This is a genomic window from Bartonella sp. SL317, from assembly GCF_059687655.1.
Genome location: NZ_CM185144.1, coordinates 829079 through 849351, shown reverse-complemented (window position 1 = coordinate 849351; position 20273 = coordinate 829079). Strand labels below are relative to the sequence as shown.

Genomic DNA, 20273 nt, shown 5'->3' with positions numbered 1-20273 from the left:
ATTTCAATTCTTTAGCAATTTTCTTATCACATCAAAAACTTGTTGGCGTGTATTTTCTAAATCTTTCCCTGTATCAATAATAAAGTCAGCACGTTCTCTTTTTTTTCATCCGGCATTTGTCTCGCATTGATAAAGGAAAATTTTTTCTCATTCATACCTTGGCGAATCATTACACGTTCTTTTTGTATTTCTGGTGGAGCAGAAACAACAATAACGCTATCTACACGATTTTCACCATTTTTTTCAAACAGAAGAGGAATATCAAGAACAACTAATTTTTCCCCTTTTTTACGTGCTGTATCAATAAATTCTCTTTCCTTTTCTTGTACCAAAGGATGAATTATTTCTTCTAGTGTTTGTAATTTTTCCTTATCATCAATCAAAATTTCAGAAAGTTTCAAACGATTAACTTCACCGTTTTCAATAACACTAGGAAAAATACGTTCTATGCGCGATAAAACTGACTCACTTCTATAAAGTTGTTGTACCGCCTCATCAGCACTAAAAACAGAAATACCCGCTTGCTTGAAAAAATCGGCAACTGTCGATTTTCCCATAGCAATTGATCCCGTTAATCCTATGACCTTCATTCTCTTTCTTTACTCATATCCTCTAAAATAGCTGTCCGTAACGCTTTGGTTACCTGTGGTCTTATTCCAAACCACCGTTCAAAACCTATAACAGCCTGATGTAAAAGCATCCCAAATCCATCAATAGTCTTTAGACCACAAGCTTTTGCTTGTTGTAAAAAAGGGGTTATCAATGGTGTGTAAACAATATCTGTTACCAATGCTGTTTTTTTTGCTTTATGAAAATCACAAAAAAAAGAAGTACTTTCTTCTTCTGGATTTTTTATACCTATAGAAGTTGTATTAACAATCAAATCAGCTTGATAAAGTATTTCATGAATTTTATGCCAATCATAAACTTTAATGGGTTTTCCAAAATGATCTGCTAAGTTATCAGCGCGTTTTTTTGTACGGTTAACGAGATAAATCTGTTCAAATCCGCGTTTTTTTAAAGCATATAGGATAGCGCGTGCAGCACCACCTGCTCCAAAGACAAGAGCTGTTTCCCCTCCCCAATCAGATGAAAAATCATCAAGATTAGCGCTAAAACCATAGGCATCACTATTTGTGGCACAAAGTTTATCTCCTTCATACCAAAGGGTATTAACAGCACCAATCATTGTTGCTCTCTCATCCTTATAGTCTGCTAAACGAAAGGCTTCCTGTTTATGAGGTAGAGTAACATTTCCTCCACAAAAGCCCATTTTTTGTAAAGAATTAATAAAATGGCTGAATTCTTCAGAGGTTACTTCCTGTGCAAGATATTCCCCTTGTAAATTATATTGTTTAAGCCAAAAATTGTGAATTTTTGGTGATTTTGAATGATGAATAGGAGAACCAACAACAAAAGCACGAGGATAATTTGTTTGTCTTGTTATTAAGTTAACCATCAATAATTCCCAAATGACGTAATTTTACGAGCAGAGGCAGTAAGGGTAAACCAACAATGGTAAAAAAATCCCCATCAATTTTTTCAAAGAGATGGATCCCTTCTCCTTCAATTTGATAGACTCCCACACTGTTTAAAACATCTCTTCCTACACGCATTAAATAACGTTCAATGAATTCTGATGATAGTGGACGTACAAACATATGTGCGCTAAAAGCTTTCACCCAAATTTTTTGACCATTTTTAAATAAAGCTACCGCACTATGAAGAGAATGTTTTTTTCCTGATAATTCACACAAACGTTGATGGGCTTCCTTAATATTTTTCGCTTTATGAAAAACTCGACCTTCCAAATCAAGCACTTGATCACAACCAATAACGAAAACCTCAGGAAAACGATCTGAAACATTTTTTGCTTTTTCACCTGCGAGAAAACAGCTAAGTTCTTTAGGTGTTTTTTCTTTTGCTTTTTTTTCTACTTCTCTTTCATCAAAAGAAGCTCCTTCAACAAAAAAATTTAAACCTGCTTTTTTCAATAATTGTGCACGATAAGAACTAAGAGATGCTAATATTAACGTATCTGCATTCATGAGAATTTTCTCTTATTTTCCTTCACGAAATCGTGATAAAAGTTCAAATATTGCAGCAGCAGTTTCTTCAATAGAGCGTCTTGTGACATCAATAATAGGCCAACCAAAACGTTCGCAAATGCGTTTTGCATAGATTAATTCTTCAGCTATGTTAATACGATTGGTATAACTATCAAGAGCAAAACCTTCTCCCAAATCTCGATTTTGGCGAATATGTGAGATTCTTTCAGCTGAAGCAATTAAACCAACAATCAAAGAATTTTTTGCCTCTAAAAGGGATTCTGGCAAATCAATGTTAGGAATAAGGGGAACATTAGCCGTTTTAATTCCGCGATTTGCTAAATAGATACTTGTTGGTGTTTTAGAGGTCCTTGAAATTCCTACAAGAATTACATCTGCTTCAGATAAACTATTAGAAGACTGTCCGTCATCATGCTCTATTGTAAAATCCAATGCTTCAATACGGCGAAAATAATCTGCATTAAGATCGTGTTGTGCGCTCGCACGTAAATGAGTTGGCATTCCAAGATATGACTGAAAAGCATTTAAAACAGGATGTAATATATCAATACAGGGAACTTTTACTTTTTTGCATTTTTTTTGAAGAAGAAGCTTAAGTTCTTCATCAATCATTGTGTAAAGAACAATACCTGGCTCTTGTTCTATTTCATCAAGAGCTTTTTCTAACTGTATTTTATTACGAATCATAGGATAGATATGCTCTGTTGCTTCACTCATTGTATACTGCGATGCTACAGCCCTTCCAACAGAGATTAATGTTTCTCCTGTTGCATCAGAAAGCATGTGTAAATGAAAGGATTTTTTTTCTTTTGTCACAAAAATTTTAACTCCTTGTTAAGACATGTGTATATATCCTCACCATTTTTTATAAACCTAAAATTTAGAAAAAATTTTTCATTATTATACACAAATAAAATTCCTGTAATAATCAAACACCTTTTATAAAAAAAGAGGGGATAATGCCTTTAAGATAGTGTTATTTTTATTCTTTTTTTCTTTCCTTTTGTGGATAAAATTGCGGATAAATAAAGTATAAATAATAATCCACACTAAACACAGTCTTTAATAAAAAGAATCCTCTTTAATAATATAAATTTATTAATAAATTTTTAAAAATATCTTTGAATAAGATTTCATAAATGTTGCAATTTTAATTATATCTCTATTATAATAATTAAAATACTATTTGGATTTTAATATTTTTCAAACTTTTCATATAACATACTAATATTACATGAATAAATTTCATATAAATGACACTTGCGGATTAAAAAAATTGAGTGTAAAATGTTATTTTCTTAGGAATATTTCATTCTATAAAATTTCCATAAATTGTTTAGGGTAATTCTCCTCTTAGTCAAAAGAGCATATTTCATGCAAAAAATGAAACTACAAGAACTTAAAAGCAAAAATCCTGTTGAACTTGTTTCTTTTGCTGAAACGTTAGAAGTTGAAAATGCTTCGCTTATGCGCAAACAGGAATTAATGTTTGCTATTTTGAAAAAACTTGCTCTACAAGATGTCGAAATTATAGGAGAAGGTGTTGTCGAAGTTTTGCAAGACGGTTTTGGATTTTTACGGTCTGCTGACGCTAATTATCTTCCTGGACCTGATGATATTTATCTTTCACCAGCACAAATTCAGTCATTTTCTTTAAAAACAGGTGATACCATTGAAGGTCCTATACGGAGCCCAAAAGAAGGAGAACGTTATTTTGCTCTCCTCAAAATTAATACAATTAACTTCGAAAAACCTGAAAAAATTCGTTATAAAATTCACTTTGATAATCTTACTCCTCTCTATTCAAACGAACGTTTCCAAATGGAAATACAAGATCCTACTGAAAAGGATATGTCATCACGGGTGATTGATTTGATATCACCATTAGGAAAAGGACAAAGAGGATTGATTGTTGCACCACCTCGGACTGGGAAAACAGTTCTCCTTCAAAATATTGCTCATTCTATAACCACTAATCATCCTGAATGTTATCTTATTGTTCTTTTGATTGATGAGAGACCAGAAGAAGTTACAGATATGCAGCGTTCAGTAAAGGGAGAGGTTGTTTCTTCTACTTTTGATGAACCAGCAATACGTCACGTACAAGTGGCTGAAATGGTTATTGAAAAAGCTAAACGTCTTGTTGAATCTGGACGTGATGTTGTTATTCTTCTGGATTCTATTACACGTCTTGGACGTGCATATAATACGGTTGTTCCTTCTTCCGGTAAGGTTTTAACAGGTGGTGTGGATGCAAACGCTTTACAACGTCCAAAACGTTTTTTTGGTGCCGCACGTAACATTGAAGAAGGTGGATCTTTAACCATTATTGCAACGGCTTTGATTGATACAGGAAGTCGTATGGATGAGGTTATTTTTGAAGAATTTAAAGGAACTGGTAACTCTGAAATAGTTCTTGATCGAAAAGTTGCTGATAAGCGTATTTTTCCTGCTATGGACATTTTGAAATCAGGAACGCGTAAAGAAGAACTTTTGGTTGCACGACAGGATTTGCACAAAATTTTTGTTCTTCGTCGTATTTTAGCGCCTATGAATGTAACAGATGCGATTGAATTTTTGATTGATAAATTAAAACAGACAAAAAATAATAGTGAATTTTTTGATTCAATGAATACGTAAAATCGTTAAAGTTTTTATTAGGATAAAACCTGTGGATACAATCTTTGCTATTTCGAGTGGATTGTTACCTTCAGGGGTTGCGGTTATTCGGCTTTCTGGTCCTCATGTTGTGCATGTAGTTAAAACGCTTTGTGGTTGTTTACCTAAAGCACGCTTTATGCATTATGGAAATCTTACTGCTCGTGATGGTAGCTTTTTAGATTCTGCTTTAACTGTTTTTTTTCCTGCTCCTCATAGTTTTACAGGAGAAGATTGTGCAGAGTTTCATTTACATGGCGGAAAAGCAGTTGTTAATCGTTTTCTTGATGAATTATCGACATTTTCTGGATGCCGTATTGCAGAGGCCGGTGAATTTTCACGTCGTGCATTTATGGAGGGAAAATTAGACCTTGTTCAAGCAGAAGGTCTTGCTGATTTAATAGAGGCAGAAACGGAAAGTCAACGGCGTTTAGCTGTTATGGGGACAAGTGGACATTTAACAAAACTCTATCGTGATTGGCGTCATAAGCTTATGAAGGCGCGTGCTTTTATTGAAGCAGAACTTGATTTTGTTGATGAAGCAGATATTCCCAACGCAATATCTGATAAAATTTGGAAAGATGTGGAAAATCTTTGTACTTCTCTTCGAGAACATATTGCTGAAGGAGAACGTGCAAGTATTTTACGTGATGGATTAAAAATTGTTATTGCGGGGGCTCCAAATTCTGGAAAATCAAGCATTATGAATCGTCTTGCAGGAAGATCTGTTGCTATTGTGACGGAAGAAGCAGGAACAACGCGTGATGCTTTAGAGATGAGGCTTATTCTTGGTGGTTTACCTGTTTTTTTGACGGATACTGCTGGTTTTAGAAAAACAGAAAATAAAATAGAACAATTAGGAATAGAAGTTGCTAAACAACATGTTAAAGAAGCTGATTTGGTTATTTTAGTTTATGATATAGGAAATCCTAGGCAAGTTAATTTACCAGAGACATCGGCTGAAATATGGCATGTTGGCAATAAGCTTGATCTTTGTAAAAAAGATAACCCGTGTTGGTCTATACAATTTTCTGCATTAACGGGTTTAAATTTTGATCATTTTATTAAAAAACTTGAATCATTTTGTCATCATCGTGCTTCTGAAATTGGGAATCTTGTTCCGGCGCGTAAAAGACAACTTCAACTTTTAAAGGAAGCTGTTGGGGAGATTGAAAATTCTCTCAATTATCATTCTCTTGATCTTAGTTTACGTGCAGAACATCTCCGTCGTGCAAGTGATTTTCTTGGAAAAATTACGGGGGATATTGATGTTGAAGATTTACTTGATATTATTTTTTCAGAGTTTTGTGTTGGTAAATAATGATTCACGTGAAACATTGATTATTTCATAGACATATTTAAAAGATTATGTAATTTATATCCTGTTTCACGTGAAACTTTAGAACTATTCTTACTATTCTTTATGGAATGAATTGAATGCAATCATATGACGTTGTTATTGTTGGTGGTGGTCATGCTGGCTGTGAAGCGGCTTCGGCTTCGGCACGTGTAGGAGCAAAAACAGCGCTTGTGACACATAAAATATCAGCACTAGGAACAATGTCTTGTAATCCTGCTATTGGTGGTCTTGGAAAAGGGCATTTGGTTCGTGAGATAGATGCTTTAGATGGTCTCATGGGACGTGCAGCAGATGCTGCGGGAATTCAGTTTAGGCTACTTAATCGACGTAAGGGACCAGCAGTAAGAGGTCCACGAACACAAGCTGATAGACAACTCTATAAAGAAGCTATTCAAAGCCTCTTAAAAGAACAAAAAAATCTGACTCTCATTGAAGATGAAGTCATTGACTTAGTTATTAAAGATCATTGTATATCAGGTGTTGTTTTAAAAGAAAAAGGAATATTTTTTTCTGGTGCTGTTGTTTTAACAACAGGGACATTTTTAAATGGCTTTATTCATATTGGTGATAAAACATGGGCTGCTGGCCGTATGGGAGATCCAGCAAGTGTGCAACTTTCTGAACGTTTGAAAAATTATTCTATAAAACTTGGACGATTAAAAACGGGTACCCCTGCTCGTTTGAGTAAAAAAACAATAGATTGGGATCGTCTTCCAAAACAACAAGCCGATGAAAATCCTGTGCCTTTTTCTCTTTTAACAGAAAAAATTGAACAACCACAAATTGAATGTGCTATAACACGTACAAATACACAAACACATAAAATTATTCGTGATAATATTCATCGTTCTGCTTTATATTCTGGAAATATTGAAGGATTAGGGCCTCGTTATTGTCCTTCAGTTGAAGATAAAATTGTTAAATTTGGTGAACGTGATGGGCATCAGATTTTTCTAGAACCAGAAGGATTAAATGATGATACGGTTTATCCAAATGGTCTTTCTACTTCTCTTCCAGAAGATGTACAAATTTCCCTATTGAAAACCATTGAAGGGTTGGAAAATGCTACAGTTTTGCAACCCGGTTATGCTATTGAGTATGATTTTGTTAATCCGCAGCAATTAACAAGAAGTTTAGAATTACGTTCTTTACCGGGATTGTTTTTAGCAGGACAAATTAATGGTACAACAGGATATGAAGAAGCTGCAGCACAGGGACTTTTAGCTGGATTAAATGCTGCCCGTAAAGTGGGTAAATTAGATGAAATACTCATAAGTCGTTCTACCGCTTATATTGGTGTCATGGTTGATGATTTGGTTTCACGTGGTGTTTATGAACCTTATAGAATGTTTACTTCACGTGCTGAATTTCGTTTGTCTTTACGATCTGATAATGCTGATACGCGTTTAACACCTTTGGCACAAGAATGGGGTATTGTGAGTAATATCCGTTGGGAGTATTATCAGAAAAAACAACAACGGCTTGATCAAGCACGATCAATGTGTCAAGATCTCTTTTTAACACCTAATGAAGCTTCTGCTCATGGATTACACGTTAATCATGATGGAATTCGTCGTTCAGCTTATGACTTTCTTGCTTATCCGCATGTAACTTTAGAGCGTCTTTCACATTTTTGGCCACAATTAAAAACAATTGATTCTAAAACAGTAGAATCTTTAGAAATTGAAGCACAATATGCGGTTTATTTGGATAAACAGGCACAAGATATTGCCTCTCTTCAGAGAGATGAACGTTTAGAAATCCCTTCATCTCTTGATGTTCAAAAAATTTCGGGTCTTTCAAATGAGCTTAAATCAAAAATTCAAGAAGTGTCGCCGCGTTCAATTGCTGATGCTCAAAAAATTGATGGTATGACACCCGCTGCGTTATCACTTATTATTACATATATTCAACGTCAGCGACGTGAAAAGGCTAAAACAGCTTAATGGATTTTTCTACAGAACAAAAATATCGGCAACTACTAGATATTGCTCCTTTTGTTTCACGTGAAACGATGGAAAATTTAATTCAGTTTGAGTCTTTAATCCTTCAATGGAATGCGCATATTAATTTGATATCTGCTGCAACAATACCAGATCTATGGGTACGTCATATCTTAGATTCAGCACAAATTTTTCCTTTATATAGTCATTCTTTACAATGGTGTGATTTGGGATCAGGAGGGGGTTTTCCTGCAATAGTGATTGCTATCTTTCTGAAAGAAAAAAAAGCAGGACATATTAATCTTGTTGAAAGTAATGGAAAAAAAGTAGCTTTTTTGAGAACAGTTATTGCTCAACTTAATCTTCCAGCAACAGTTTATCACGCTAGAATTGAAGATATATATCAAAAAATCCCTATATCTGATATCATAACGGCACGGGGATTAGCGCCACTCAATACTCTGTTACAGCTTATTTTTCCTTTATTAACAGAAAAAACAGTCGCTCTTTTGCAAAAAGGTCGGGATTACGCTACAGAAATAAAAAATGCCTCTGCCAATTGGCACTTTGATCTGCTAAAACATAAAAGTAAAGTTGATGAAAATTCTGTTATTTTAGAAATTTCTCATATTCGATCATATTAGAGGGTAAAGCAAAATGAGCGAAACAAGAATTATCGCTATTGCAAACCAAAAAGGTGGAGTAGGAAAAACAACCACAGCAATTAATCTTGCAACAGCTTTAGCTGCCATTGGTGAAAATGTTCTTATTATGGATGTTGATCCACAAGGTAATGCAAGTACAGGCTTAGGAATTGATCGTAACAGCCGTCCTTTATCGTCTTATGATGTTCTGGTTTCAGGAGTTTCTATTACACAAGCAGCTTTAAAAACAGCTGTCCCCAATCTTCATATTGTTCCTTCTACACTTGATCTTTTAGGTGTAGAAATGGAAATTTCATCATCACAAGATCGTATAAGACGCTTACGTAAAGCTCTTTATGATGATCCGGAGATGGAAAAAAAATTCAATTATATTTTAATTGATTGTCCACCATCACTTAATCTTCTGACATTGAATGCTATGGGGGCTGCAGACTCCATTTTGGTACCTATGCAATGCGAATTTTTAGCGCTTGAAGGTTTAAGTCAATTGCTTGAAACAGTAAAACAAGTACGATCTGTTCTTAATCCTTCTTTAGAAATCCAAGGTATCGTTTTAACAATGTATGATGGACGTAATAATCTTTCAAATCAAGTTGTTGAAGATGTACGCTCTTTTATGGGAGATAAAGTTTATCGCACTATTATTCCACGAAATGTAAGGGTATCAGAAGCGCCCTCTTTTGGTAAACCTGTATTGCTTTATGATCTTAAATGTGCTGGGAGCCAAGCTTATTTGCGTTTAGCATCAGAGGTGATTCAACGTGAAAAAAAAGCACGCGCTGCTGCTTAGAAATATAAAAAATATCTAAAAATTCAAAGAGAAAAATTATGAGTGACGATCTTTCAAAAAAAAGACTAGGACGTGGATTAGCAGCATTGATTGGAGATATGAATTTAAACAACAATCTTACACGTTCATCAAATTTTGATAAATTGGCAGAATCCGGTAGCGTTTCTGAACGATTTATTCCCCTTGAGTCTATTTCATGTAATCCTCATAATCCACGGCGTCATTTCACTGAAACAGAACTTGATAATTTGGCACAATCAATTCGTCAGCATGGGGTGGTTCAACCTGTTATTGTAAGACCTTTGAGAAATCATTCTCATCGGTTTGAGTTGATCGCAGGTGAAAGGCGTTGGCGTGCAGCACAACGTGCAAATTTAACTCAATTACCGGTTATTATTCGTGATGTGGATGATAAAACCGCTTTAGAATTGGCTATTATTGAAAATGTTCAGCGGGCTGATCTTAATCCTATAGAAGAAGCAAAGGGATATGAGATGCTCTTAAATGAACATGATTATACACAAGTAGATTTAGCACAAGTTATCGGAAAAAGTCGTAGTCATGTTGCAAATACGCTTCGTTTGTTAAAACTTCCAGAAAAAGTACAACAATTTTTAACAGATGGACAACTTTCTGCGGGACATGCACGGTGTCTTATAACCGTTGATAATCCACAAGAGTTAGCTGAAAAAATTATCCGTGAAGGGCTTTCGGTACGTCAAACAGAAATACTTGCTTATGAGCAAGCTAATCCTAAGACTAAAAAACGTACCACTGTTGAAAAAGATGCAGAAACAAAATCTTTAGAAAAATTACTTGCAAATGTAATCGGAATGAAAGTTATGATTAGGCATGGTAAAAAAGGTGGTGATTTAAAAATACATTACTCTTCATTAGAGCAATTAGATGAAATTTGTCGTCGTTTACAAAATTAATTAATTCATTTAAAAAGATTTTTTAACAACCGTCTCTTAAAATTTTGATCATTCTATACATATGTTTTTTAGCTAATTCAATATTGCTTGAATATATAATATTTTGTTTATGAGGAAAAGTTTTTTCATTTATAAGCACATTTAATGTTGCTTGAAGTGCTAATTTACTGATAGCAAAATCTCTGGGTGTGAGATTATTTTCTCTTAAAATATTTACGAGTCCTCGTTTACTAGAAATATAAGAGATATATCCTTCAAGATGATTATTATCAGCGGTAAAATTATTTTTTATATTTTCTTTTTCTGGCTCTGGAGATAGATTTTTACATTCGTTTTCAATTTTTTCCAGCTTTAAAAGAAGATCTTCTGTTAAAGGATAATTAGCAACAATAGGTGATATAAAAAAAGGATGATCTGTTTTTTGTTTTTTTTCTCGAGCGTGTAATACAAAAGGAAAAAAGAAAAGAAAGCACAATATAAATTTAAACATGACTAAAAGTTATCCTTTCTTTTTCAATTTTTAATAAAGATTTCCTCATCTGTTGCTCTTTATTTTTAGAAAAATCATTTGGAGATATAACTGAAAATAAGATAATTGTTTGGAATGATAAAAATATGATGATTTTAAATGAATTCTTTTAAATAGGAGCATAATCCTAATGAAGAATAGAACGTCATTGGGGTATTAGTTCACAGGCTTGTGTTAAAAAGTTATATTTTAAGCTTTTCTAATCTTCTTTCATGATGTTTTCCGTAAACGGTATAAAGATAAGATACCATATAATAATAAAAAATTATAGGATTCTAAATTTCATGCTTATGAAAAAACAAACTATACCACCACATACTTTTCCAGCACACAATGTGCGGTAGGTGCTGTTCTAGATAGTCAGTACGAGACGATAGGCACGCTCTACTTTGCTACCTACTGTATGGCTTAAACTGGTTTTAGCGACCTTATAGGGAGTATCGGTTGTTTCAGTAAGCTAATCACGTAAACTAGAACAAAATCCATGCAGAAAAGCTTTTAGTCTAGTTTGTTGCATGTATTGTGACATACAATTTGCAGCAAGGAGACCACGATCGGTTGTAGAAAAAAATCATTACGAGGAAGCAAGTGTGCTTGTTTTAAAATTTCTAATACTTTTATTGATAGGAGTATGCGAAATTATTTTGTGCTATCATGCTTTCCTTTCATATTCTCGAGCTAAGAATTGTCCATATATCTCCATCAATTTAATCTTTATGAATATGAAATAAGGGAAAAGCACGAATGCCTGTCAGAATAAGAAAACGCAAAGCCAGTTGTGTCATTGTTATCTTTTCGCAAAGTGTTTAATAAAAAGTTGGAATTTTTTCCAATTCATTACCGGTAAGTTTTTGACTTTATGGTGTTTTTCATCTAAGAGCGTGCGTGCTCTTTTTGTTGCTTGTAAGTCAACATCCAAACCCAAGGTAGCTGCATGTTTGAGACACATATTGAGACGAATAAGAGCTCTATTAGTTGTTGCAGCTTTTGTATGCCAAATAGGAGAAAGCGTATTGCTTATCTTTAGTTTGTGTAATCTCTGAAATGGGCAGATAACCTAATTTAGGGAGAATATGAAGCTTTAGAGGTGAAAAACAGTTCTCATTCTTATCATCACCTTTTAATTAAGTTTTACGTTTTTCAAAAGCATCTAAAGTAATGTCCTTTAAGTAATGGAGATTATGTATTGTTTCACGTTTTTGTTTATTGTGTTCTTTTAATAGAGTTACGTCCCTCACGTAAAACAGAACGCCATTGGTTTGTACATTCATGGGCTTGTTTTAAAGAGACATCTCTCAAAACGTACGTCACACCCATTTCACGATGACACCTGTTAAGGGTATAAAGATAAATCTATTGAATACCCTCATCTTTACGCTTGTAAAGTAACAAGGCAGGCGCCATAAAACACTTTGCCAGCCTTTGAGTGTTGTGGACTAAATCTTGGCACAAAAGACAGCTCATAAGAACCATTTTTATTGTACAAACTTTACCCATATGGCCCATCCGCTTTTGACGTGCAACCAAGAGGTTTTGATTTATTTAAGATAAACAAATTTAAAATGAGAGAATCTTATGGTATTCGGGGTTCTCATCCAAGTTGAATAAAGATAAATTATCATTATAAATCAATGTATTGACTTATATAGAGTAATGGGATGATATTTTCCGACATTTCATAATTTATTAGTTTCTCAAAATGAGCTTTTTACAGCTCCCTAAAAGAGTCGTTATTTTGTAAAAATGTTTTTTAACAAATTCAAGATTGTTTAGAAATATAATATTTTTTTCATGTGAATATTCATTTTCGGGTACAAATGCAAGAAGCATGGATATTTCTGTAAGTGTTAAGGTGCCAGCAGCAAAATCTTTAGCTGTAATATTATTTTCTTTTAAAATATTCACGAGTTTTGGTTTACTAGAAATATAAGCAGTGTAGCTTTCAATATTGGAGTGAATATTAGAATCATAAATAATAGATTTATTTTTTGTCTCTGGAAGTAAATTTTCACATTCTTTTTCGACTTTTTCCAGCTTTAAAAGAAAGTTTTCTGTTAAGGGATAATTGGCAACAAGAGGTAATGTAAGAGAAGGATTGTCTGTTTCTTGCTTTTTTTCTTGAGCCTGTAATACAAAAGGGAAAATGAAAAGAAAGCATAATACAACTTTAAACATAGCTAAAAATTATCCTTTCTTTTTCGAATTTCAGAAAAGACCTCTTCATCTGTAGCATCCTTCATTGAAAGATTTTTTCTGATTTCCTGATTATCCCAACGAAGAAAGGGGTTTGTTTCTTTTTCTTGTCCTAACGTGACGGGTAAAGTCACGGCATTTTGTGAGCGTAATGAAAAAACTTCTTCTGCTCTTTGTTGAAGTTTTTGATTATGCGGATCAAGTGTCAATGCGAAAAGAGCATTATTTTTTGTGTATTCATGTCCACAATAAAGAAGTGTTTCATTGGGAAGTTGACGAAGCTTTTTTAAAGAGTTCAGCATTTGTACTGCTGTTCCTTCAAATAGACGTCCACAGCCAAGTGAAAAAAGCGTATCTCCAGCAAAGAGTAATTTTTTTTCAGGAAAATAGTAGGATAATGCTCCCAAGGTATGGCCAGGGGTTGAAAGAGCTAGAAGCGTATGAGAACCAAAGAGAAGTTTTTCATCAGGTTGAAGTGTTTGATCAAGATAATAAATCTTTTCTTTTTCTGCTTCTGGTCCGATAATAATAGTGTTGTAGACTTTTTTTAATTCTGCTACACCTTCTACATGATCATGATGATGGTGCGTCACAAAAATAGTGTTAAGTGTCCAGTTACGGCGTTTTAAAGCATTATGAATAGCTTCACTTTCAGGTGCATCTATTGCGGCTGTCATGCCGCTTTTTTCATCATGGATGAGCACACCAAAATTATCTTCTCGACAGATAAACTGTTCAATCAACATGTTCTTTCTCCTGAGCAGTGTATCTGTCAATTAATCTATAAAGTAATATGTCGTGGTAAATTTGCTTAAGAATTAGATTTGTCCTCTTCTGTAAAAAGCCCTTGTGAGTGTTTTAGTATAATAGGCATTTGGGTAAGCATAAAGAGAACTGTTATAGGCATAACACCAAAGACTTTGAAACTCGTCCAAAAGTTATCGCTAAAATTACGCCAAATGACTTCATTTAAAAGAGCAAGAAAAAGGAAAAAGAATGCCCAACGATAGGTGAGTTTTTGCCAGCCTAAATCGTCAAGTTTTAAGGTAGAGTCAAGAGCATAACGTAAAAGTGGTTTTTTAAAAAACATTCCACCAAAAAGAATAATAGCAAATAAGCTATTAATGATTGTTGGTTTCATTTTAATGAAAGTATCATTGTGAAGCCAGAGTGTTAAAAATCCAAAAACGAGAACAAATATTCCCGAAATAAGAGGCATAATAGGAATTTGTCTTGCAAGAACCCACGATAAGCTTAATGCAACAATGATTGCTACCATAAAAATAGCTGTTGCAGGGAAAATAGGTTTACTAAAATTTTGAAAAAATTCAATGTTTTTTATCAACCATTCTCCTTTATAATTGGCAAGAAAAAAAACAACCAATGGTCCCATTTCTAAGAGAAATTTAAGTGTTGGTGAGAGAGGTGTTTTTTTATTATTGTCCATATTTTTTTCAGAATTATTGTGTGAATTAGGGGGAAATATAGGCTGTTTCATACATGTTTTCCTATGATAGTTTCGGCAAAGTCAGAAGCAGAAAAGGGTTGAAGATCTTCAATATTTTCTCCCACACCGATAAAATAAATGGGTAATTTATATTTTTCTGCGATAGCAACTAGAATTCCTCCGCGAGCAGTTCCATCCAGTTTTGTCATGACTAAACCATTAACACCAGCAATATCACGGAAAATCTCTACTTGGCTGAGTGCATTTTGTCCAGTGGTTGCATCAAGCGTTTGAAGGATTGTATGGGGTGCTTGAGGAGAGTGTTTTTTTAAAACACGAATAACTTTAGCTAATTCATCCATCAATTCAGATTTATTTTGTAAACGTCCAGCTGTATCAATAATGAGTACATCACTGTTTTCTTTTTTTGCTTTTTCAAAAGCATCAAAGGCTAAACTAGCAGCATCTGCACCCAATTTCGTTGAAATAACAGGAGAATTGGTACGTTTACCCCAAATATGCAATTGTTCAATCGCTGCGGCGCGGAAAGTGTCACCGGCAGCAAGCATAACTTTTAATCCCCCTTCTGTTAATTTTGCTGCAAGTTTTCCAATTGTTGTCGTTTTTCCAGTACCATTTACACCGACCAGCAAAATAACATGAGGCTTATGACTGAGATCAAGTTCTAATGGCATTGCTACAGGTTCCAGAACTTTTTTGATTTCATCTGCGACAATTGTATGAATGTCATCTGGGGAGAGATCTTTTTCATAACGACTGGAAGCTAAAATATTTGTGATGCGTGTTGCCGTTTCTACGCCGAGGTCAGCTTGAATAAGAATATCTTCGAGCTCCTGCAATGTCTCTTCATCAAGTTTTCTTTTAACAAAGAGATCGCCAATTGATCCACTTAGGCGTTGTGAGGAAAGAGCTAAACCTTTTTTAAGGCGTCCAAACCATGCTGTCTTTTTTTGTTCAACAGAGGGGGCAGGTAAAGTTTCTTCACTCTTTTTTTCATGGATGGTGTTTGTGACAATAACCTTACCAGAAAGGGAAACCTTATCAGAATTAGCCTCTAAAGAGGAAGATTTTTCATCACATTTTGTAAGTGTTGATTTTTTATTGTTTGTTTTTTGTTCTTTTTCTACATCTGTAGAGATTTGGCTATTTTTTGTTCTTTCATCTTTGTCCTTATTTTCTTCTATTATACCGCTCGTATCAGGAATAGAAATTTGTTCTATTTCCTGCTCTTTAGATTTGTTAAAAGAAAATATTTTTTTAATAAAAGATTTTGTCATAAGGGTTTTCCTGCTTAAGCAGCATTTAATTTTGGAAGGACAGCAATTAATTTATCGCCATCATGGTCAACGATAAGAGCCTGAACAATAGTTCCTGCTTTTACTCCTTTAATTTGTACAAGAGTATAATCTTCTGTTCGTCCAATTTCATCTTTTTCAACGAGGATTGTTTGTTGACTGTTTTGTAAATGAGCAAGATGCTTTTGGTAAGCCTCATCACCTGCTTTACGCAATCTTTCAGCACGCATCTTAACCACTTTACGGTTGACTTGTGGCATTCGTGCGGCAGGGGTCCCTTCTCTTGGACTAAAAGGGAAGACATGAAGGTGGGTTAAATTACACTCTTTAATTAAAGCGAGGCTGTTTTGAAACATCTCTTCTGTTTCGGTAGGAAAACCAGCAATTAAGTCAGCACCATAAACCATTGTAGGACGTTTGGCACGCAATTCTTGGCAAAATTGAATAGCATGTTCACGTAGATGACGCCGTTTCATCCGTTTTAAAATCATATTATCACCCGCTTGCAACGATAAATGCAAATGGGGCATAATCCTTTTTTCATAGGCTAAAAGATTTATCAGTTCTTCGTCTGCTTCAATAGAGTCAATAGATGAGAGACGTAATCGGGTTAAGTCAGGGACATGATGCAAAATGGCTGAAGTTAATTTTCCTAGATTAGCTTTTCCAGGCAAATCGTGACCATAACTTGTAAGATCAACACCTGTAAGGACCACTTCTTGAATCCCCTCACCGATCAGTTTTTTTATTTGTTCAATAACAGCGCCCATTGGAACTGAACGTGATGGTCCACGTCCATAAGGAATAATGCAAAATGTACAGCGATGATCACATCCGTTTTGCACCTGTACAAAGGCACGGGTACGTTCTTGCATGGCACTGACCATATGGGGAGCAATTTTTTGTACTTCCATGATATCATTGATACGTACCTTTTCGGAATGGTTAATACCAAAATCAGGAAGTTGACGATAAGAATGGGCGTGAAGTTTATCTTCATTTCCTAAAACGAGATCTACCTCTGTCATGGAGGCAAAATTTTGTGCTTCTGTTTGAGCTGCACATCCTGTTACAATGATGCGTGCATGAGGGTTTTTACGTCGTGCTTTGCGGATGGCTTGTTTTGCTTGTCGTACAGCTTCGGCGGTGACAGCACAGGTATTAAAGATAATAGCACCATCTTTCAGCTGGTCTAGTCCGGAAGAAGTACTTTCTTTGCGGATGATTTCCGATTCATAGCTATTGAGTCGACAACCAAAAGTTACAATTTCTATTGCCATCAAAAGTGATCCTTTTTGTAGCACCCAGTTAGAGGATTAAAAAAACCACTAAATTGATATTTTATCGGTCCAGTCATGATAATGTGATCGTCTTCTCGGTAAAAAATATTAAGTGTTCCCCCTGGTAAGTTTACATCGATATGGCGCTCTGTCAGACCACGTCGATAAGCGGCTACCGCACTGGCACAGGCAGCACTTCCACATGCTTGTGTTAATCCTGCACCTCGCTCCCATGTACGTAAATTTAGACTTTTCTTTGACGTTATGCAAGCAATGGAAATATTGCACCGTTCTGGAAAAAGGGAGTCATGTTCAAGCTTTGGTCCATATTTTTCTAATGGAAAATGTTGAATATTATTTTCAACAAAAAAGATAGCATGGAGATTGCCAATAGATATAAGACAAGCATCTTTTAAGGGACCAGCCGTAATTTCTACGTGATTGGTATCAATTATTTCACGTGAAACAGGCATCTCTTTTGCATTAAAATTTGGGCAGCCCATATCAACAGAGATGAGATTGTCGGTTTGGTATTTTCCTTCAATAATTCCAGCAGGGGTTTCTAAACGAAAACTTTCACCAAGATTGTGGTCTGTAAGCCATGCAATGACACAGCGGGTACCATTGCCGCAAGCTTTAGCCTTTGAACCATCAGCATTCCATATTTCAATGCGGAAATCGGCTTCTGTCTTGAGTGGTGTGTGGATGGCCATGATTTGATCAAAATGCATTTCAGGATCTGCTGCTAAAGCCAAGATTGCTTGTGATGTAAGAGGCTGTGCACTTTCACGCAGATCAGCAACAATAATTTGATTTCCAAGACCGTCCATTTTGCTAAATGGCACTTTCATAAAAATTCTCTATTTCTAATGATTACTTATCAAGAGATATATGACTGAAAATCTTATAAATTTCTAGTGTTTAATCATTATAAAACTGGATACATAAATTATTTTATTTTAAATAAGCAATTTTATTCTATTTTTTTAATTTGTTAATTTATCTTTGTAATTATAACAAATATTCACTTAAATCTTTTTGTGAGCTTATTTATTGTCGTGGGAGAGAGTACAGATATGTCGTTTTCAAAAATTTCGTTTTTCTTTGCAATATCAACTGTAATACTTTTAGGAGGATGTTCAACAGCGCGGTTTGACAGTAATGATAGTAGCAATGCATTAGAAGTTTTTTATCCATCTCAACAAATAACAACATTAGAAGTGTCTGATTCCCCGTCGGCTTCTTCTGAAGCTGCCAATGCTTCAATGTATGAGAAAGGGGATTCTAAGAGTGATGGACGAATGGCTAGTCTCGAACTGCCAAGCAATGCTACAGATTTATTTCCTGCAAGTATTGCTGGGGTGTGGAATCTTTCTATAGGGGGTAAAGTTTGCCGAATTGCAACGCCACAAACGAAATTTGGACAAGGATATCGTGCTGGTCCTTTACATTGTCCAGGAATTGCTTCCCAAGTGAAATCGTGGGCTGTTAAAGGAAAAAGATTATATTTTTATAATAATTCTGGACGTGTTATCATTGCTCTTTATTCTTCGAATCTTGATCGTTTTGAGGGACGTACACTTGATGATCATTCCGTTGTTTTAAGTCGTTAAATCATTTTTGACCGTTTATAAAAAAATAAGCTATATGAATAGATTAATGAAAAGAATTTGTATTTTTTATAGAGAACGGTTTTAAAAAGGTTGATTGGATGCTTCTCGTTTCAACACGCTATAAGGAGCTGGTCTCTAAGGGAAAAGTTTTTTTTGATCCAGCTCAATTGGCTTTGACAAAGCATTTTGATCATTTATTAAAAAAAATTTCAGAACAAAATATTTCTCATCCTTGTCCTTGGATATTTTGTTCTTTTTTTAAAAAAATATTTAAAAGAAAAAAACAAAATATTTCTCATGTTGAAAAACAAGGGAATGAAAATAGCTCTTTTCAGGGATTGTATATTTATGGTGAAGTAGGACGAGGCAAAACCATGCTGATGGATTTGTTCTTTTCTTGTTTGCCTAAAGGTCATAAAAAACGTGCTCATTTTAATGATTTTATGGCTGATGTGCATGAGCGTATTAATTTTTATCGTCAAGCATCTGGGTATGCAAAATCTAAACAAAATAATCCTATTTTAGCTGTTGCTGAAGATCTTGCACGAGAAGCAAAGGTTCTTTGTTTTGATGAGTTTAGTGTCACAGATATTGCTGATGCTATGGTTTTGGGGCGGCTTATGTCTGCTTTGTTTGATAAAGGAATTTTCTTTATTGCGACTTCAAATGTGGCGCCGGATAACCTTTATTATAATGGTTTAAATCGTGAACTCTTTTTGCCTTTTATTGCCGTTTTGAAAGCATATGTTCATGTTGTTAACCTTGATGCAAAAACAGATTATCGTCTTGAAAAATCAAATCTACAGCCTGTGTATGTAACTCCATTAGGGAACAAAGCCGATGAATGCATGGATCAAGCATGGGCATTTGTATTGCAAGGACATAAGGAAATATCTGATGAGCTTTCTATAAAAGGACGTCTTATTCCTATTCCGCGTGTTGCTGCGGGTTGTGCACGCTTTGATTATCGAGACTTATGTGCAAAGCCTTTGGCCGCAGCTGAGTATTTGGTATTAGGGGAGCGTTATCATACGATTTTTATCGATAATGTACCGATCATGGATGATACATGTCGTAACGAAACAAAGCGGTTTATTTTGCTTATTGATATTCTTTATGAGCGCCACATCCGGTTATTTATGTCGGCAGCAGCAGGGGTGGAGGATTTGTATAAGGGACATGCTCAGACTGCGGAAACATTTGAATTTCAAAGAACACAGTCACGTCTTTTTGAGATGCAAAGCCATGATTATTTAAAACTTTGGGAAGAAAAATTTCCTTTGAAGAAGAAGCCTTGATTATACTTTTACCTTTACGTAAACTGTAAAAAAATAGCTCTTTGAAATTAAAGAAATATAATAATTCTGTTGTATTTTTTTTAAATTCACTTTATCGATACATCATGATAATTTTCTAATAATTGTTTCTGCGGAGGGTTGTTGTTTCTGTAAGGAAAAAAATTTGTAAGTTTCATT

General features: G+C 34.8%; 18 protein-coding genes and 2 pseudogenes. 8 read left to right on the top strand and 12 right to left on the bottom strand.

The features are described 5' to 3' along the window. Positions 1 to 3 precede the first annotated feature (3 nt). The 4 genes and pseudogenes from coaE to AC6ER9_RS04020 form a co-directional block, all read right to left on the bottom strand. A pseudogene (gene coaE, locus AC6ER9_RS04035) lies at positions 4 to 590 on the bottom strand (dephospho-CoA kinase). Then, positions 587 to 1459 (bottom strand): shikimate dehydrogenase, encoded by an 873-nt coding sequence (locus AC6ER9_RS04030; protein WP_497075096.1) that lies wholly within the window; start codon positions 1457 to 1459, stop codon positions 587 to 589. The pseudogene coaE and the gene AC6ER9_RS04030 overlap by 4 nt, the downstream one beginning before the upstream one ends. Beyond that, on the bottom strand, positions 1452 to 2048 hold the full coding sequence (locus AC6ER9_RS04025) for a Maf family nucleotide pyrophosphatase (protein WP_497075095.1): 597 nt from the start codon (positions 2046 to 2048) through the stop codon (positions 1452 to 1454). Before AC6ER9_RS04025 ends, AC6ER9_RS04030 begins: the two co-directional genes overlap by 8 nt. 12 nt (positions 2049 to 2060) lie before the next feature. Further along, positions 2061 to 2885 (bottom strand): pyruvate, water dikinase regulatory protein, encoded by an 825-nt coding sequence (locus AC6ER9_RS04020; protein WP_497075094.1) that lies wholly within the window; start codon positions 2883 to 2885, stop codon positions 2061 to 2063. 558 nt (positions 2886 to 3443) lie between these two features. Between AC6ER9_RS04020 and rho the strand changes: the two genes are divergently transcribed. The 6 genes from rho to AC6ER9_RS03990 all read left to right on the top strand — a co-directional run bounded on the left by rho (position 3444) and on the right by AC6ER9_RS03990 (position 10420). Further along, positions 3444 to 4709 carry a transcription termination factor Rho gene (rho, locus tag AC6ER9_RS04015; protein ID WP_497075093.1) on the top strand — a complete coding sequence of 422 codons (1266 nt, stop codon included), beginning with the start codon at positions 3444 to 3446 and terminating at the stop codon, positions 4707 to 4709. A 31-nt stretch (positions 4710 to 4740) separates the two neighbouring features. Then, a complete protein-coding gene (mnmE, locus tag AC6ER9_RS04010; protein ID WP_497075092.1) occupies positions 4741 to 6048 on the top strand; it encodes a tRNA uridine-5-carboxymethylaminomethyl(34) synthesis GTPase MnmE in 1308 nt (435 codons plus the stop codon). A gap of 116 nt (positions 6049 to 6164) precedes the next feature. Next, complete coding sequence (gene mnmG, locus AC6ER9_RS04005) at positions 6165 to 8033, top strand: tRNA uridine-5-carboxymethylaminomethyl(34) synthesis enzyme MnmG (protein WP_497075091.1); 1869 nt, start codon at positions 6165 to 6167, stop codon at positions 8031 to 8033. Then, positions 8033 to 8674: a 16S rRNA (guanine(527)-N(7))-methyltransferase RsmG gene (gene rsmG / locus AC6ER9_RS04000; RefSeq protein ID WP_497075090.1), complete on the top strand. Its 642-nt coding sequence runs from the start codon at positions 8033 to 8035 to the stop codon at positions 8672 to 8674. The genes mnmG and rsmG overlap by 1 nt, the downstream gene beginning before the upstream one ends. 13 nt (positions 8675 to 8687) lie before the next feature. After that, positions 8688 to 9485 (top strand): ParA family protein, encoded by a 798-nt coding sequence (locus AC6ER9_RS03995; RefSeq protein ID WP_497075089.1) that lies wholly within the window; start codon positions 8688 to 8690, stop codon positions 9483 to 9485. 38 nt (positions 9486 to 9523) lie between these two features. Continuing rightward, on the top strand, positions 9524 to 10420 hold the full coding sequence (locus AC6ER9_RS03990) for a ParB/RepB/Spo0J family partition protein (protein WP_497075088.1): 897 nt from the start codon (positions 9524 to 9526) through the stop codon (positions 10418 to 10420). 22 nt (positions 10421 to 10442) lie between these two features. On the opposite strand, the gene AC6ER9_RS03985 is transcribed toward AC6ER9_RS03990, so the two are convergent. The 8 genes and pseudogenes from AC6ER9_RS03985 to dapF form a co-directional block, all read right to left on the bottom strand. Then, entirely contained in the window at positions 10443 to 10910 is a 468-nt protein-coding gene (locus AC6ER9_RS03985; RefSeq protein ID WP_497075087.1) for a hypothetical protein, read from the bottom strand. A gap of 314 nt (positions 10911 to 11224) precedes the next feature. Next, positions 11225 to 12266, bottom strand: a pseudogene (locus AC6ER9_RS03980) (tyrosine-type recombinase/integrase). Between the two features lie 369 nt (positions 12267 to 12635). Then, a complete protein-coding gene (locus tag AC6ER9_RS03975; RefSeq protein ID WP_497075086.1) occupies positions 12636 to 13124 on the bottom strand; it encodes a hypothetical protein in 489 nt (162 codons plus the stop codon). 2 nt (positions 13125 to 13126) lie between these two features. After that, positions 13127 to 13888, bottom strand: coding sequence for a hydroxyacylglutathione hydrolase (gloB, locus tag AC6ER9_RS03970; RefSeq protein ID WP_497075085.1), 762 nt, complete (start codon positions 13886 to 13888; stop codon positions 13127 to 13129). A 65-nt stretch (positions 13889 to 13953) separates the two neighbouring features. Then, positions 13954 to 14640, bottom strand: a complete 687-nt coding sequence (locus AC6ER9_RS03965) for a septation protein A (protein WP_497075084.1) — start codon at positions 14638 to 14640, stop codon at positions 13954 to 13956. Then, positions 14637 to 15887 carry a signal recognition particle-docking protein FtsY gene (ftsY, locus tag AC6ER9_RS03960; RefSeq protein ID WP_497075083.1) on the bottom strand — a complete coding sequence of 417 codons (1251 nt, stop codon included), beginning with the start codon at positions 15885 to 15887 and terminating at the stop codon, positions 14637 to 14639. The genes AC6ER9_RS03965 and ftsY overlap by 4 nt, the downstream gene beginning before the upstream one ends. Positions 15888 to 15901: 14 nt before the next feature. Then, entirely contained in the window at positions 15902 to 17185 is a 1284-nt protein-coding gene (gene mtaB / locus AC6ER9_RS03955) for a tRNA (N(6)-L-threonylcarbamoyladenosine(37)-C(2))-methylthiotransferase MtaB (RefSeq protein ID WP_497075082.1), read from the bottom strand. Continuing rightward, positions 17185 to 18036 carry a diaminopimelate epimerase gene (dapF, locus tag AC6ER9_RS03950; protein ID WP_497075081.1) on the bottom strand — a complete coding sequence of 284 codons (852 nt, stop codon included), beginning with the start codon at positions 18034 to 18036 and terminating at the stop codon, positions 17185 to 17187. The genes mtaB and dapF overlap by 1 nt, the downstream gene beginning before the upstream one ends. A 225-nt stretch (positions 18037 to 18261) precedes the next feature. Here dapF and AC6ER9_RS03945 point away from each other — a divergent pair, with 225 nt between their 5' ends. Together AC6ER9_RS03945 and zapE are read left to right on the top strand one after the other, a co-directional pair. Then, on the top strand, positions 18262 to 18798 hold the full coding sequence (locus AC6ER9_RS03945) for an AprI/Inh family metalloprotease inhibitor (protein ID WP_497075080.1): 537 nt from the start codon (positions 18262 to 18264) through the stop codon (positions 18796 to 18798). A gap of 98 nt (positions 18799 to 18896) precedes the next feature. Then, entirely contained in the window at positions 18897 to 20096 is a 1200-nt protein-coding gene (gene zapE / locus AC6ER9_RS03940) for a cell division protein ZapE (RefSeq protein WP_497075079.1), read from the top strand. The last annotated feature ends 177 nt before the right edge of the window (positions 20097 to 20273 follow it).

Bases quoted from the DNA above. Each gene is read 5' to 3' on its own strand.
- AC6ER9_RS03945 (WP_497075080.1), top strand. From the start codon at position 18,262: ATGTCGTTTTCAAAAATTTCGTTTTTCTTTGCAATATCAACTGTAATA.
- gloB (WP_497075085.1), bottom strand. From the start codon at position 13,888: ATGTTGATTGAACAGTTTATCTGTCGAGAAGATAATTTTGGTGTGCTC.
- AC6ER9_RS03995 (WP_497075089.1), top strand. From the start codon at position 8,688: ATGAGCGAAACAAGAATTATCGCTATTGCAAACCAAAAAGGTGGAGTA.
- ftsY (WP_497075083.1), bottom strand. From the start codon at position 15,887: ATGACAAAATCTTTTATTAAAAAAATATTTTCTTTTAACAAATCTAAA.
- AC6ER9_RS03985 (WP_497075087.1), bottom strand. From the start codon at position 10,910: ATGTTTAAATTTATATTGTGCTTTCTTTTCTTTTTTCCTTTTGTATTA.
- dapF (WP_497075081.1), bottom strand. From the start codon at position 18,036: ATGAAAGTGCCATTTAGCAAAATGGACGGTCTTGGAAATCAAATTATT.
- AC6ER9_RS03965 (WP_497075084.1), bottom strand. From the start codon at position 14,640: ATGAAACAGCCTATATTTCCCCCTAATTCACACAATAATTCTGAAAAA.
- zapE (WP_497075079.1), top strand. From the start codon at position 18,897: ATGCTTCTCGTTTCAACACGCTATAAGGAGCTGGTCTCTAAGGGAAAA.
- mnmG (WP_497075091.1), top strand. From the start codon at position 6,165: ATGCAATCATATGACGTTGTTATTGTTGGTGGTGGTCATGCTGGCTGT.
- AC6ER9_RS03990 (WP_497075088.1), top strand. From the start codon at position 9,524: ATGAGTGACGATCTTTCAAAAAAAAGACTAGGACGTGGATTAGCAGCA.
- mtaB (WP_497075082.1), bottom strand. From the start codon at position 17,185: ATGGCAATAGAAATTGTAACTTTTGGTTGTCGACTCAATAGCTATGAA.
- rho (WP_497075093.1), top strand. From the start codon at position 3,444: ATGCAAAAAATGAAACTACAAGAACTTAAAAGCAAAAATCCTGTTGAA.
- AC6ER9_RS04030 (WP_497075096.1), bottom strand. From the start codon at position 1,459: ATGGTTAACTTAATAACAAGACAAACAAATTATCCTCGTGCTTTTGTT.
- rsmG (WP_497075090.1), top strand. From the start codon at position 8,033: ATGGATTTTTCTACAGAACAAAAATATCGGCAACTACTAGATATTGCT.
- AC6ER9_RS03975 (WP_497075086.1), bottom strand. From the start codon at position 13,124: ATGTTTAAAGTTGTATTATGCTTTCTTTTCATTTTCCCTTTTGTATTA.
- AC6ER9_RS04025 (WP_497075095.1), bottom strand. From the start codon at position 2,048: ATGAATGCAGATACGTTAATATTAGCATCTCTTAGTTCTTATCGTGCA.